The sequence below is a fragment of the Shewanella sp. Shew256 genome, from assembly GCF_002196695.1.
Taxonomy (GTDB): Bacteria; Pseudomonadota; Gammaproteobacteria; order Enterobacterales; family Shewanellaceae; genus Shewanella; species Shewanella mangrovisoli.
On the sequence record NZ_NAJR01000004.1, the window covers coordinates 186802 to 201373 of the forward strand.

12 protein-coding genes are annotated in these 14572 nt (G+C 48.4%); 10 read left to right on the forward strand and 2 right to left on the reverse strand.

All coding sequences use genetic code 11. From position 1 onward, the window contains the following. Positions 1 to 28 precede the first annotated feature (28 nt). Both B5P39_RS08930 and B5P39_RS08935 read left to right on the forward strand, forming a co-directional pair. The gene (locus tag B5P39_RS08930) at positions 29 to 1546 is read left to right on the forward strand and encodes a methyl-accepting chemotaxis protein (protein ID WP_088211247.1); all 1518 of its coding nucleotides are present in this window, start codon (positions 29 to 31) and stop codon (positions 1544 to 1546) included. Between the two features lie 490 nt (positions 1547 to 2036). After that, positions 2037 to 3998 (forward strand): TonB-dependent receptor domain-containing protein, encoded by a 1962-nt coding sequence (locus B5P39_RS08935; protein WP_088211248.1) that lies wholly within the window; start codon positions 2037 to 2039, stop codon positions 3996 to 3998. Positions 3999 to 4070: 72 nt separating this feature from the next. Here the strand turns inward: B5P39_RS08935 and B5P39_RS08940 are convergent, their stop codons facing one another. Further along, positions 4071 to 4589, reverse strand: a complete 519-nt coding sequence (locus B5P39_RS08940) for a rod shape-determining protein (RefSeq protein ID WP_176399896.1) — start codon at positions 4587 to 4589, stop codon at positions 4071 to 4073. 57 nt (positions 4590 to 4646) lie between these two features. After that, positions 4647 to 6626, reverse strand: coding sequence for an ATP-dependent DNA helicase (locus B5P39_RS08945; RefSeq protein ID WP_176399907.1), 1980 nt, complete (start codon positions 6624 to 6626; stop codon positions 4647 to 4649). A gap of 301 nt (positions 6627 to 6927) precedes the next feature. Here B5P39_RS08945 and B5P39_RS08950 point away from each other — a divergent pair, with 301 nt between their 5' ends. The 8 genes from B5P39_RS08950 to hisB all read left to right on the forward strand — a co-directional run bounded on the left by B5P39_RS08950 (position 6928) and on the right by hisB (position 14428). Beyond that, complete coding sequence (locus tag B5P39_RS08950) at positions 6928 to 7269, forward strand: hypothetical protein (RefSeq protein WP_088211249.1); 342 nt, start codon at positions 6928 to 6930, stop codon at positions 7267 to 7269. Positions 7270 to 7356: 87 nt separating this feature from the next. Next, positions 7357 to 7809, forward strand: a complete 453-nt coding sequence (locus B5P39_RS08955) for an acyltransferase (RefSeq protein WP_088211250.1) — start codon at positions 7357 to 7359, stop codon at positions 7807 to 7809. 82 nt (positions 7810 to 7891) lie between these two features. Further along, a complete protein-coding gene (locus B5P39_RS08960; protein WP_088211251.1) occupies positions 7892 to 8218 on the forward strand; it encodes a DUF7716 domain-containing protein in 327 nt (108 codons plus the stop codon). A 57-nt stretch (positions 8219 to 8275) separates the two neighbouring features. Next, positions 8276 to 9103, forward strand: coding sequence for a hypothetical protein (locus B5P39_RS08965; RefSeq protein ID WP_088211252.1), 828 nt, complete (start codon positions 8276 to 8278; stop codon positions 9101 to 9103). 659 nt (positions 9104 to 9762) lie between these two features. Next, entirely contained in the window at positions 9763 to 10662 is a 900-nt protein-coding gene (hisG, locus tag B5P39_RS08970; protein WP_088211253.1) for an ATP phosphoribosyltransferase, read from the forward strand. A gap of 3 nt (positions 10663 to 10665) precedes the next feature. Further along, positions 10666 to 11982, forward strand: coding sequence for a histidinol dehydrogenase (gene hisD / locus B5P39_RS08975; RefSeq protein WP_088211254.1), 1317 nt, complete (start codon positions 10666 to 10668; stop codon positions 11980 to 11982). Positions 11983 to 12048: 66 nt separating this feature from the next. Beyond that, positions 12049 to 13254 (forward strand): histidinol-phosphate transaminase, encoded by a 1206-nt coding sequence (gene hisC, locus B5P39_RS08980; protein ID WP_088211255.1) that lies wholly within the window; start codon positions 12049 to 12051, stop codon positions 13252 to 13254. Between the two features lie 82 nt (positions 13255 to 13336). After that, entirely contained in the window at positions 13337 to 14428 is a 1092-nt protein-coding gene (gene hisB / locus B5P39_RS08985; RefSeq protein ID WP_088211256.1) for a bifunctional histidinol-phosphatase/imidazoleglycerol-phosphate dehydratase HisB, read from the forward strand. Positions 14429 to 14572: the final 144 nt, after the last annotated feature.

Consider the following 14572-nt stretch of genomic DNA (forward strand, 5'->3'; position numbering starts at 1 on the left):
GGTCACAGCCCAATTTATCGAGGCGCTAATGAAAGAAGTAAAATTTCGCTGGATAGATCAATATCTTATCCACATGACCTTAAAAACCAAATTTGCAATTCTCGCCCTAGTTCCCATGTTTATGATTGTGGGATTAGCGGTATTTTTAAATACTCAGTTTAGGGATACCCTGCTCGAAAGCCATTTGAACGGCATTCAGGACTCGTCACAGAAAATCAATCAACTCGCGGCGCAGATCTATAACAAACTGCCCGAACAAGAACAGCAAAATCTCCCCAATCTTTTAGGCCAAGGCTTGCAGAATGTTCGGATTGTCACGGTTTCAGAGGCCGACAGCCGCGCGCAAACCCTTGCACGCAGTGGTGGCGGTATCGATACCAGCAGTTCACCTAATCGGGCGATAAGCTCGGTTAACGCTCAAAACCTCGTCACTATCATTCCCGTCGACGATCGCGCGATTGATGCCTTACTGGCCGATGACAACATCTTAGTTTATGGCGTGATGGCAGTGCTGTTATTCGTGCTCTTCCTGTTTAGCTACTACATCTCCACCTTTGTGGGCGGTGCACTCTATACCACAGTGATGGCGCTCAAACGCGCCGCCTCGGGGGATTTGACTGGCCGATTAAACTTCTTCGAAGTGAAAGATGAATTCAGCATTTTAGCGATTAGTATCGACACCTTGGTCGAGCGTCAACATACCCTAGTGAAGCAAATTGCTGAATCCACCAGCAAAATCCGCGAAGTGGTTTCATCATTTAGAAGCACGGCGCAGCAAGGACAAGCCCTTGCGGTCAATCAACGTCAGCACCTCGATTCCTTAGCCACGGCGATGGAAGAAATGACCGCTGCGGTTAAAGAAGTGGCGCGCAACGCCGAGCAATCCTCCGCCGAAACCCAAGAGGCGAATCAGCAGGTCAATGCGGGCTCTAAGGATATTGAAACCACGGTAAGCGCGATTGATGTGCTGTCGGATGAGATTTCTGCCGCCTCGGATGCAGTCAATATCCTCAACGAAAACGCCAGCAAAATCGATGAAGTCGTTTCAACCATTAATGCCATTTCGCAGCAGACTAACCTACTCGCCCTCAATGCCGCGATTGAAGCAGCGCGCGCGGGCGAACAGGGCCGTGGCTTTGCGGTGGTGGCCGATGAGGTGAGAACCCTTGCAGGTCGCACTCAGGCGGCAACGGTTGAAATCAAGTCGATGATCGAGTCATTGCAACAGGGCAGCCGCAACCTGACGCAAGTGATGTCACGCACCGTTAGCCAAGCGAGTGAAGGCAAACAACATGTGCTGCAAACGGGTAAGGATCTCGAGTCGATTGCCCACCATAGCAGCCGCGTATTTGAAATGAGCGTATTGATCGCAACGTCTGCCGAAGAACAATCGGCCGTGGCTAACGAAATCGCCACCAATCTGATGGAAATTCGCAATCAATCCCACGATGTCGAGCAATCGGCGAACCAATCTGTGTCGGGTTGTGATGAATTACAAGCCACCGCTGGCCAACTCGATCAGTTAATGGTTGGACTTAAGGTCTAATACTGAAAATTGAGTGTCGAGTAATAGATGAAGGGATAACGTTTATCCCTTCATCTATATGCTCCTATAGGCCTCCCCTAGATTTATGACCTTCCCTCAGCATTTCTGCTTATTGTCTCATTCCGTGCACTAACTAGCCTGTTAACACTTTAAACTGCCGAGCTTTAACTGAGCTTCTATTAAGCTTCATCTAACGAGGTTCATTTCAAACCGTCGTAACTTAGACGCACGCTAAGCATGAATATTAAGCGTTAACACCAACAACCAGCATTTATCAAACCTGCTTGCAAAGCATGATTGACAGCATACAACCACTCATCGGGATTTAAGTTCACCTCAAAGCAAACACTTATTTTTACGGTAACAGAACAGTATCCCTTTGTTGTAAATATAAAATTTACACTGGCTTTACACTTAACTGTGGCATAGCGACTTGTTGACGCATTTAAGAATAATTATCATTCGCCAAAATTTTACAAGGAAGAATGATATGCCTGCACAACCCGATTTTACCCCTCGTCTGACGCGATTTTCCCGTAAAGTCCTCCCTTTAGCTATCAGCCTCGGCCTCAGTGCTATATCGGCAACGGCACTCGCCGACGATAGCGCCACAGGCGAGATGGAACGTATGGTGATCACTGCGACGCAAACCAAACACTCTGAGCTATCGGCGCCAGCATCAGTATCAGTGATTAATCGCACTGAGCTTGAAGCCTTAGTGATTGATGATCTCGCCAGTGCTGTGCGTTATTTACAGGGAGTGAATATCAGTGAAGGTACGCCCTATGGCCGCAATGAAATCAGCCTTCGGGGTCTGGATTCTGACTACACCTTAATCTTGATCAATGGCCGCCGCGTCAATTCCCGCGAGGCGCTGACCTCCAACTATGGCAATGACTTCGACCTGTCATCTATCTCCATGTCTGCTATCGAGCGCATTGAGTTAGTTCGCGGCCCCATGTCATCCCTCTATGGCTCCGAAGCCTTAGGTGGCGTAGTCAACGTTATCCTGCGCCAACCGACCGAAACTTGGCAAACCAGTGTTGGCGTGCAATACGACACGCCAACCAGTGGTGAAGGTGGTGATAGCACTAAATACAACTTCTACACTAGCGGCGCACTCGTTAAGGATAAACTGCTGGCGAACTTGATTGTCGATAGCAATAAACGTGATGCCTGGCGTTCAGATTTAAAGCCGACGATCGATGCCCTCGAAGACAGGGATGAGATCAGCGCCTTAGCCAATCTGCAATGGTTAATCGATAAGCAGCAGGATATGCAATTTGATATTAGTTACGCCAACGACGAGCGTGAGTCAGACTGGAATAACTACGGCACGATCCTGACCAACAACCAACAGGCGGAACGCATTAGCTCAGGATTGACCCATAACGGCCGTTGGGACTGGGGTGATACTCGCCTGCGCTACTATTATGAAAATGTCGAAGTAACCGATGATTCGGCACTGATCGCGCAAATTGGCCATATCACTCAAACCAACCACAATCTCGACGGCCAAACCACAGTGTTACTCGGCGAGCATATGCTGACGGGCGGCGCCGAATACCGTTGGACCAAGCTTGAGAACAGCCGCAATATTTTAGGCGATGGCACCTTAGACGATAGTCAGTCGGCATTGTATCTGCAGGATGAGTTCAGTTTAGGCGAACTGAGTCTCACCCTCGGTGGCCGTGTCGATCACCACGATGTATATGGCACCGAATTTAGTCCTCGCCTCTATCTGGTTTATCCGCTCAGCTCCGAATGGGTGATCAAAGGCGGCGGTGGTAAAGCCTTTAAAGCACCGAATATGTCGCAGTCCCAAGCCGATTATATTATCCCAGCCTGTCGTGGTGCCTGCTCTGTGGCGGGCAATCCGGATTTGCAACCTGAAACCTCGGTGAACTACGAGCTATCGACCCAATACCAAACCACAGATTTTGGCGGCTCTATCACCTATTTCCATAATGATGTAGAAAACAAAATCATCACCGAGACCTGGGACAGAACCCCGGGCGCCGTACTCACCTATCAAAACGTTAACGAAGCTAAGATCACTGGTTGGGAATTACAGGCATGGTACGACTTAACCGACAGCTTAAGTATCAGTGGTAACTACAGTAAAACCGATGCCAAGGATAAACAAAATGGCGCGCCTTTTACTTTAACGCCTGAAGATAGCTACAACCTGAAACTGCAATGGCAGGCGTTAGAGGGATTATCCACCTTTATAGCTTATCACTACACGGGTGAACAATATCTTAGAACCAACGTTAAATCAGATGGTTATGGCTCACTTGATTTAGGTGTGAATTATCAAATTAACCCTATGTTTAGGGTAAAACTAGGGGTGACTAACTTGACGGATGCCGAGCGCGATCAAATTGCCACCGATTTGGATTACATTCAAAAGAGCCGCAGCGTGTATGCTGGGGTAACGGCAAGCTTCTAATCCTGAGATCATGGCCTGTCGCGGCAGGCCATGCTTACCCTCGAATATCGGCAAAGTAAGTTGAATCTCACCTTAGATTAATTTTTTATAGGCTCTCTGTGTTTCAACGCGGCGCTTGATCTCATCAAACGTATCGAGGTCAGTATTGAGTCTAGGGCCAAGATAAATCACCACTTCTCTTGCACCAGCGCCCGTGGCAAGTTCACGCAGTACTCTATCCTCAACATCGGTAAGGCCGCCTTCAGTCTTTTCTAACTGGTGTACAATCACCCTAGGCGTTGCCCGAAATCCAGATGTATGAAGTTGCGAAATGCCATATTGGAGCAGCTTTTCGGCGAATTCAAAGCTTGCGACAAACATCCTAGGATGGGAAAAAGGATTAACTAGCCGAACGCCCTCGCCCTGCAAACCCATCGCCTCGCGACCAATGGCCTTGATCCGCGTCTGAGTCGGCTCATCGACGAGGGCAAGCACAGGCTCATATTCAATACAGGTCTTATCACCAAAAGACTTTATCGTAATCTTAGCTTCCGTTAACTCAATCAATACATCTTTAGAAACTAAGCCTTTTAACCAAGTAAACACGTTCATTCTCCCTATAAAAAAACCTACACAAATGAAGCGTTTTAGCTCCAACTAATTATTGTATTAAGGGATTTTCCTTAAAAATTGCAGGGCTTGGTCTAAATCCCGGGTGCGGGACATCGGCGGCAGGGAATTTAAAAACGCCTGTCCGTAGGCGCGATTCACAATTCGATTATCACACAGAATGAGTACGCCGCAGTCCTTTTCGTCACGGATCAAACGTCCAACCCCTTGTTTGAGCGCAATAATCGCTTGAGGTAACGACACTTGAGTAAAAGGATCGCCCCCCTGACGGCTGATATTGTCGGCGCGAGCACGGTAAAGCGGCTCATCGGGCGAGACAAAGGGCAGCTTATCGATAATCACGCAACTTAATAACTTGCCGCGAACGTCCACCCCTTCCCAAAAACTGCTTGTCCCCAGTAACACCGCATTTCCCAGTTGGCGAAACTTGGTCAGTAGGCTCTGCTTACCCGCCTGCCCTTGTACCAACAGAGGGTATTGAGTGCGAGTGCGTAATGCCAGCGCGGTTTGCTCGAGCATTTTATGGCTGGTAAACAGAATAAAGGTTCGCCCCTGCGCCGCCTCAATCGCTTTGACACACACATCGACTAACTGCTTAAGTGCTTGCTGCTGATTCGCCACATTCCCCAGTTGCCTCGGCACACAAAATAAGGTCTGACGCGGATAATCAAAGGGGCTGTCTAAAATATGTGCCTTGGCATCGCTTATCCCAAGCTCCTGTGCAAAATGGTCTAGGCTGCGGTTCACTTGCAAGGTCGCCGAAGTAAAGATCCAGCTAGTCTTGGCCACAAATAGCTGCTGACACTCGCGTGCAATATTGATGGGTGACATCCGTAGCATGACAAAGCGGCTACCAAACTCAACGCTGTAGGCCGCCTGTGGGTTATCACAACTAAAAAATTGATTCAGTTTATGGTTTAGCTCAGTCAGCTTTACCGCAATATCATCCAATAATTCGCTGCGCCCCACGTGCACAACTAACAGCTTTTGCAGTGCGGTTAATTCAGCTAATAAATCCCAAGAGGCTAAGGCGATGGATTTATTGCCAAGCTGCAGCCGCCAATCCGACTCGCCGCTCGAAAATAATGCATTATGCCAATCACTTAACTTGGCCAAACAGCGCTGACAGAATTGAGCAATCTGCCCCGTATCGCTGAGTTCAGTTTGATAAATCTGCAATAGCTTTTGCAGATAATCATCAATGGTGCGACTCGACGATTGCTGCCCAAAGTAACTGACACAAATGTCTGGCAACAAATGCGCCTCATCGAAAATCACGACATCGGGATCGGGTAATAGCTCGGCAAAGCCCGTATCCTTTAACACGCTGTCGGCAAAGAATAAGTGATGATTCACCACGATGATTTTGGCGTCCATGGCGCGGCTGCGGGCCTTGCGGGTAAAACAGGCATCATAAAATTCGCAGCGCTGCCCAAGACAGGTCTCTTTCGTGCTGACCACTAAGGGAAGCGCGGGAGAGTTTTCGGCAACAGAAGTTAAGCCACCGATATCACCATCCTTACTCATGCCCGCCCATTGGTTGATTTTCAGTAAATCATCCAATAATCGCGCCTCAATATGGCTGGCCTCCTGCATCTGCCTATCGAGTCGATATTGACATAAATAATTATTGCGGCCTTTCAATAGCGCAAGCTTGGGTGCGATCCCAAGCATAGATGTCAATGCGGGTAAATCCTTTAGAAACAATTGCTCCTGCAGGTTTTTACTGCCCGTGCTCACGATCACTTGCTTGCCACTTAAGATGGCAGGAATTAAATATGCGAAGGTTTTACCGACCCCGGTGCCCGCTTCAATCAATGCATTGCCCTTGCTGGCAATCGCTTCACTGATGATTTGCGCCATTTCAACCTGACTCTGACGCGCACTAAACCCTTGAATATGCTTGGCGAGCACCCCATCGCTGGCAAAAGCGCGCAGCACTTCACTCGCCAATCGGCTCATCGGACGTTGAGCGTCGATCGACTGCTGATTGGATTGCTGAAGTTTGGCTTGCCGCATAGCTGGGCGTCGGGTGTGATTCAAGGGCAAGCAAGGTCCTTTCATAGAGTTAAAAAATACGGTTCTGAGATGGCTAAACCTGGGTAAATTTGTCAGCAAGCGTTAAAGAGCCTGATGTCGTCGCCGCAGTGTAATTAAGCCCGCCTAATAATACCAATAGTTTCAGTCCTGCGCCGAATTCAACGCGAACATAGGTATATGCAAGAATATTGCGAAATTTGGCGGCCAGTCGACAACACGCTTTAATAGATTGGCGCTCATCAGCCACGGATGAACGTTTATAACGCAACAGGATGATTCGATGAAATACCTTTCAGGCTTTTTACTATTGTTGGCTTTTAACCCCGCCTCATGGGCAGGTTGTGATGAAGTGACCTCGCAATGCCTCTTTATTGATGGGCAGGAAGAGCGTTCTGAATCCTGTGAGATCGCGATTTGCGCCAATATGAATGAGTACATAGTTGATGTCTCGCTCGAAAATGGCGGTACCATTTTTATGAGACAGGATAATCAATCGCAGCTTATTCGTGTTAGTGGCAAGCAAGGAATCTTTATTAGGCCGTCCCCCGAGAAAATCGATCAAACCTGTTATGCTATGGCAGATAAAAGCCTAACTTACTGCTTGCCAGATGCAGTGCTGTAATGAATATTGATAACCGTACACTTTAGACGGCAAAACAGACTGCAGACCACTCACTATGAGGGGCAGCGTGGAGCATAAAGGTTAACCATGCAAACGACATTATCACTGTCACAATATGTGAAAAAGCGAAATGGTGTGCCACTGGGTGCCAATCACTCGATGAGGAATATGCTATCCCGCGCTCTTGGCGCTAAGTCATTCCCTATTTTTTGGCATTATTGGAATCCGATTTGGGGATATTATTTATCTAGTAATGTCATGCGCCCTCTCAGTCAGTTTCTGCCCATATGGCTCGCCGTCTTGCTCACCTTTTTAGTCAGTGGTGCGCTGCATGATCTCGCCGTTGCACTGGTTAAATGGCAAGCCATGTTCTTTTTTACACCTTGGTTTGGCATCATGGGAGTTATCGTAATTGCCTCAAATAAATATGGTCTGTCCTACGGTGCATTGCCTTGGATTATGCGGGCCTTGATTAATTTACTGTTTATTTTTTCATCGTTTGCGTTAACCGAGTTCATGCTGAGTCTGTGGAGGCCTTAAGCCTAATTCTGTCGGTTTAATTAACTCGCCTTAATTAACTCGCCATAATGATGTAAATGATGCTCGCACAAAAGGATATTTCATGCGATTAACATTAACCTTGGAAACCCTATTATCCCAACTCGGTTCTTTTTCGTGGTACTTGGATGTGTATAAAACCTCAGAGCAACCATTGAACCCCACAATGACGATGTTAATCATTGACGATGAACTTGAAGAGGAGCGCGACCAACAGGATGAGCCTCTCTACCCACAAACCCAAGGCTATCAATACTTTTTAAGCATTGCCGATTTGCAAAGCATCAAGGCTAATTTAGTGCAACAGCTGCCTAATGCCAGCTTACATGACATAATTCATGCAGTCAGTTATTACTATCAAAACGATGCTTATATGAATTTAGAGAGCTAACCGCTTTAATTAAGTTTTTATAAGATAAATGAAACCCAATTATTAAAAGAATCAGCTATGGATAAAAAAGCAAAAAGGATTTTATTCTCCACCTATTGGAAGAATGGTTGGATTGACGCAAAAAATAGAAGTCTCTCCGAGTCCGATTTTAGCTACGCCAAATCGAAAGGATTAATGTTTGATCCTTTAACTATCTCCCACGATGAATGCATCCTTGCCATCACGGCGCTAGTTAAAGGCATATCGCAAACACAAGTAACAAAAGGATTTTTAAGTAGTCTAACCTCTAGGCGATTGGATTGGCGCTCATCCCTTGCATCCTATGCGATCGCCCAAAAAATCCCATCACATCAATATACGCCTGTCATTTCAGGCACTTCCTATACGGATGGCAAACCAACGGCACACTCCTATACCTGCGGCATTTGCCGAGACAGTCAATATGGCATCCGAGGAAGCGAATCCTATAACGAGGCGGATATTAACGTATTCAATTTCGAGCGTATTAAATGGGGCGGCGTGCGCCATGGGGATATTTTGTATACCTATTTTGATTTAAGCCAATTTATTAATGCCGATATTCCAGAGCCGACGTCAGATGATATTGCCTGTTTCAGGCAGATATTAACGATTATCGAAACGTCAGACCCGAGCGATTATCCCAGCGCACTGGAGAAAAGATTAGCGAGTGTAATTAAATCGAGTAAAGCGGAGCGACAAATATTAATCGAGATATTAGCCAGTCTGGGAGTCTTAAAACCTCGTTGTTTAGATAGACAACGCAAAGGCAAAAATGACTGGGTATTTGCCGAATATTGGCGTGGTGAAGACAAATATTGCCAACAGACAGTTGACCACCTGCTTGGAGAATATTTAACACGCTAAAAGGGATGTCACGCGCTAATCCAGCATTAGCGCAGTGACTGACACTTAGCCACTATCGCCAGTCTAGATTGAACGCTGTTAGACAAGATTTGCCATACTTACCGCCAGCCGAATTTGTCTAAACGCACAGGCGGCTTTGTGCCATCCTCTAGGAAACCTCAAGTATTCGCCCCTCCTTGCGATAAGCAGATTATCGTCCTGCGACCACCAAGATGAAACATTTTCACAAAACGCATAAATATTCTTATTTAGTTAAAATTAGCTGTTGCAAACGGCACAGAAAGCGGTTAGCTTAAAAAAACGTTCGATGGATAAGTATCCACCAACACCGAATTCAACAGAATACAGAGTATAGAGAGTCATATGAGCCCATTACTGAACGCTATCCACCATCATCACCACCATATGCGGTAGCCTTCGGACGCTCACTGCCGGAGGACTGTATCCTTCTGGCGGACTGATTCAAAGATGATCACTAACCCCTGGAAGGAATTCCGGGGTTTTTTGCTTTTAGGCTTTTTAACTTACAACTTAACTCATGTTTAGTATGTAATTTCAATATGTTAGCTAGATAAATACCGGCAAGACATAGAAACCAGTTAAACCATGCAACAAAAGAATATCATTTTGAATTTGTTAACTTTGAGCGAGACAAGACTATGACTGAATCAAACCGTTTACGCATCGCCATCCAAAAATCTGGCCGTTTATCCACCGACTCTCAGCAATTACTCAAGAGCTGTGGCGTTAAGTTTTCCATTAATGAACAACGCCTTATCGCACACGCAGACAACATGCCTATCGATTTACTCAGAGTGCGTGACGATGATATTCCAGGGCTGGTGATGGATGGCGTGGTCGATTTAGGCATTATTGGTGAGAATGTGCTTGAAGAAGAGCAAATCGAGCGCCAAACCTTAAACAAACCCGCCGAGTTTGTGAAGTTGCGCCAACTGGATTTTGGTGCCTGTCGCCTGTCGTTAGCTGTGCCAAGCGAATTTAGCTATGCCGATGCCTCATCCTTGGAAGGCTTGCGAATTGCCACCTCCTACCCCAATCTGCTGCGCCGTTTTATGCAACAAAAAGGCATAAGTTATCGCGACTGTATGTTAAAAGGCTCGGTTGAAGTCGCGCCGCGTGCCGGGCTTGCCGATGGCATTTGTGACTTAGTCTCCACCGGCGCCACCCTTGAGGCCAACGGTTTATACGAGACCGAAGTCATCTACCGCTCCATGGCCTGTATTATCCAATCGACCCAAACCCAAACGCCGAGCAAACAAGCCTTAATCGACAGAATTTTATCCCGCGTAAATGGCGTGATCCGCGCCCGTGAAAGCAAATATATTTTGCTACACGCGCCCACAGAAACCTTAGATCAAATTGTCGCCCTGCTACCCGGTGCCGAAAACCCAACGGTTCTGCCATTAAACGACGATACTAATCGAGTGGCCATCCACGCCGTCAGTACCGAAGATTTATTCTGGGATACCATGGAAGAGCTCACCGCGCTCGGCGCCAGTTCTATCCTCGTAATGCCAATTGAAAAAATGATGGGGTGAACTATGGATATTTTGACTTGGGCAGCATTATCCACCGATGCACAAAAAGCCGCGCTCCAACGCTCGCCTTTAATCGGTGACAGCGGCTTAGAACAAAGTGTTCGGGCGATTGTCGATGCCGTGGCTAGCCGTGGCGATGCGGCGCTGAAAGAATTTAATCAAAAGTTTGATGGCGCCAAGCTTGTAAATATCAGTAGCGCCAATATCGACAGCCTGCGCTTAAGTGAAAGCGAGATTAGCGCCGCCAGCGCACGAGTCTCGGCAGAACTTAAAGCCGCCATTGCCCAAGCGATGGCCAATATTGATGTGTTCCACAGCGCGCAGCAATTTCGCCCCATAGACATTGAAACCCAAGCGGGTGTTCGCTGCGAACTTCGTAGCGAACCGATTGAAAAAGTCGGTTTATATATTCCCGGCGGCAGCGCGCCTCTCATTTCGACCGTGATGATGTTGGCCCTGCCCGCGAAAATTGCCGGCTGCGAAAAACGCGTATTGGTGAGTCCACCGCCGATTAACGATGCGATTGTGTATGCGGCAAGCGCCTGTGGGATCACCGAAATTTATCAAGTGGGCGGTGCGCAAGCCATTGCCGCACTCGCTTTTGGTACTGAAACGATTCCTAGCGTCGATAAGATTTTCGGCCCGGGTAATCGTTATGTCACCGAAGCCAAACGCTTAGTCTCGCAGGACGGTCGCTGCACTGTGTCTATCGATATGCCAGCGGGGCCCTCCGAGGTGTTGGTGATTGCAGATAGTGATGCCAATGCGCAGTTTATTGCCGCGGATTTACTCTCCCAAGCGGAGCATGGCCCAGATTCACAGGTCATTTTAGTCACGGATTCGGAGCCATTAGCACAGGCAGTCAATCAAGCGCTCGCGTCACAACTGGCCGCCCTGCCGCGCCAAGAGATTGCCGCGACCGCCCTAAAAGGCAGCCGCACCATTTTGGTCAAAGATATGCAAGAAGCGGCGCTCGTTTCGAATCGCTATGGACCCGAACACTTAATTATTCAAACCCGCTTCCCACGGGACGTACTAAAACATATTCGCGCCGCAGGCTCAGTGTTTTTAGGCGCCTATACACCCGAATCGGTTGGGGATTACGCCAGTGGGACTAACCATGTGTTGCCGACTTACGGTTACAGCCGCGCGGTATCAAGCCTCTCCTTGGCAGACTTTAGCCGCCGCTTTACGGTGCAAGAGCTCAGTGCCAAGGGCCTGCTCGGACTCGGGCAAGCGGTGATGACCCTTGCCAGCAATGAGTTACTCGATGCCCATAAAAATGCGGTCGCGATACGCTTAGCCAGTCTTAAGGACTGATAGAAATAAGTAACGCAATCAACTGTACGCTTAATTAACGCCATAGCAAGACTTAGGATGAATAGGATGAGCCAAGTGCCAACTAGCCAAGCACCAACGAGCCCAGCACCAACAAGCAATGTGCCTGTGACAAAGATTCCGAGCGCCAATTGCGCCAGCAATACTCTCGATAACAATACTCTCGATACCACAAGCATCGGGCCAACAACCCTTGCCGCACGTCTTGCGCGTCCCGAACTGCTCGAGTTAACGCCCTACCAAAGTGCTCGGAGGCTCGGTGGTCGAGGGGACATTTGGATCAACGCTAACGAATCGCCCTTCAATAATGTGGCGGTTGCCGAACTCGATTTATCTAAGTTAAATCGTTACCCCGAGTGCCAACCGCCCGCGTTGATCAATGCCTACAGCCAATATAGTGGTGTAGCAGAGAGCAAGATTGTCGCCAGTCGCGGCGCCGATGAGGCCATCGAATTGCTTATTCGTGCCTTTTGTGTCCCAGGCATAGACGCTATTGCGACCTTTGGGCCCACTTACGGCATGTACGCCATTAGCGCGCAAACCTTTAATGTGGGTGTTAAGGCATTAAGCTTAACGGCTCAGTACGGTCTCCCAAGTGACTTGGCGACGGCCGCGCGCGGCGCTAAGTTAGTGTTTATCTGTAATCCCAATAACCCAACTGGCACTGTGATTGAAAAGGCGCGCATAGAGCAAGCCATCCAAGCCCTGCCCGATGCCATTGTTGTTGTCGATGAGGCTTATATCGAGTTTTGCCCAGAATATAGCGTCGCCGATTTACTCGAGTCTTACCCAAACCTTGTGGTGCTGCGCACCCTTTCAAAGGCCTTTGCCTTAGCGGGCGCCCGCTGCGGCTTTTTGCTCGCCAATGAAGAGATTATCGAAATCATCATGCGGGTGATTGCCCCCTATCCCGTGCCACTGCCGGTGAGTGAAGTGGCCGTGCAAGCGCTATCACCTGCCGGGATTGCGCGGATGAAAACCCAAGTCAAAGAGCTCAATGCGCAGGGAGAGCGACTCGCGGCGGCGCTGAATTTGTACTGCGAGCAATGGGGCGGCGCCGTGCTAACACCCAATGGCAACTATGTGCTCGCCGAATTTGACGACGTAACCAAAGTGGCACAGCTACTTATCGATAATGGCATTGTCGCGCGGGCCTATAAGGATCCAAGGCTGGCTAAAGCCATTCGTTTTAGCTTTAGTTCTCAGGCTGACACCGACCGCTTAGTGTCACTCTTTGAATCGCAAAAGCTATGAGCATTTAGCGCAAGTCTTGTCGCAGCATTGGCCTAATAAACTGATTTTATAAAGATAATAAACTGAATTGAAAGGTAGCAGCATGAACCCAGTATTTACCCCAAATGTCGCCCAGAAAATACTCTTTATCGACCGCGATGGCACCTTGATTGAAGAGCCCATTACCGACAAACAAGTCGATAGCCTTGCTAAACTGGTATTCGAGCCCCAAGTGATCCCCGCCTTACTGCGCCTGCAAAAAGCTGGGTTTAGGTTGGTGATGGTTAGCAATCAGGACGGACTCGGTACCCCTTCCTTTCCGCAGGAAGATTTCGATGCGCCGCACAATATGATGATGCAAATCCTCTCCAGCCAAGGGGTTAAGTTTGAAGATGTACTGATCTGCCCGCACTTTAACGATGAAAACTGCAGCTGCCGTAAACCTAAACTGGGACTGGTAAAAGACTTTTTGACCCAAGGCACCATCGATTTTACTCAGTCCGCCGTGATTGGTGACAGACACACAGATGTGGAACTGGGCAATGCCATGGGGATAAAAAGCTTTCAATATCAACGTGGCAGCCTAGGCTGGGACGCGATTGCCGATGCCTTACTCAACAAGGGCCGCACCGCGACTGTGGTACGCACCACCAAGGAAACCGATATTCGCGTGACTGTCGATCTCGACAATGCCAGCAAAGGCGTCATCAACACTGGCATTGGTTTCTTCGACCATATGCTGGATCAAATCGCCACCCACGGAAACTTCAAAATGGAGGTGAATGTCGATGGCGATCTTGAGATAGACGATCACCACAGCGTTGAAGACACGGCATTAGCAATCGGGGATGCACTGCGCCAAGCGCTGGGCGATAAACGCGGTATTGCCCGTTTTGGTTTTAGTTTGCCAATGGATGAGGCCAAGGGCGAATGCTTACTGGATCTCTCCGGCAGGCCGTTTATTAAATTCGCCGCCCAATTTGAACGGGAAAACGTTGGTGAAATGGCCACCGAAATGGTGCCGCACTTTTTCCGCTCCTTTGCCGATGGCCTACGCTGCACCCTGCATGTGGCCGCCGAAGGCGACAACGATCACCACAAGGTCGAAGCGCTATTTAAAGTACTTGGCCGCGCGCTGCGTCAGGCTGTCAAAGTTGAAGGCGATGTCTTGCCATCGAGTAAAGGTGTGCTCTAACACCGCGGAACAACATTTGTTATCGGCTTAGTGACCTCATCTAGGCGCATAAGCAAATAACACTAAGCCTGATGATTTTAACGAGGGGCAGTTTAGGAAATGCGGCGACAAGCCACTTCCCCAACTGACCCATCAATAGGAAAA

Bases quoted from the DNA above. Each gene is read 5' to 3' on its own strand.
- B5P39_RS08955 (WP_088211250.1), top strand. From the start codon at position 7,357: ATGCAAACGACATTATCACTGTCACAATATGTGAAAAAGCGAAATGGT.
- B5P39_RS08935 (WP_088211248.1), top strand. From the start codon at position 2,037: ATGCCTGCACAACCCGATTTTACCCCTCGTCTGACGCGATTTTCCCGT.
- B5P39_RS08965 (WP_088211252.1), top strand. From the start codon at position 8,276: ATGGATAAAAAAGCAAAAAGGATTTTATTCTCCACCTATTGGAAGAAT.
- B5P39_RS08945 (WP_176399907.1), bottom strand. From the start codon at position 6,626: ATGCGGCAAGCCAAACTTCAGCAATCCAATCAGCAGTCGATCGACGCT.
- hisG (WP_088211253.1), top strand. From the start codon at position 9,763: ATGACTGAATCAAACCGTTTACGCATCGCCATCCAAAAATCTGGCCGT.
- B5P39_RS08940 (WP_176399896.1), bottom strand. From the start codon at position 4,589: ATGAACGTGTTTACTTGGTTAAAAGGCTTAGTTTCTAAAGATGTATTG.
- B5P39_RS08960 (WP_088211251.1), top strand. From the start codon at position 7,892: ATGCGATTAACATTAACCTTGGAAACCCTATTATCCCAACTCGGTTCT.
- B5P39_RS08930 (WP_088211247.1), top strand. From the start codon at position 29: ATGAAAGAAGTAAAATTTCGCTGGATAGATCAATATCTTATCCACATG.
- hisC (WP_088211255.1), top strand. From the start codon at position 12,049: ATGAGCCAAGTGCCAACTAGCCAAGCACCAACGAGCCCAGCACCAACA.
- hisB (WP_088211256.1), top strand. From the start codon at position 13,337: ATGAACCCAGTATTTACCCCAAATGTCGCCCAGAAAATACTCTTTATC.
- B5P39_RS08950 (WP_088211249.1), top strand. From the start codon at position 6,928: ATGAAATACCTTTCAGGCTTTTTACTATTGTTGGCTTTTAACCCCGCC.
- hisD (WP_088211254.1), top strand. From the start codon at position 10,666: ATGGATATTTTGACTTGGGCAGCATTATCCACCGATGCACAAAAAGCC.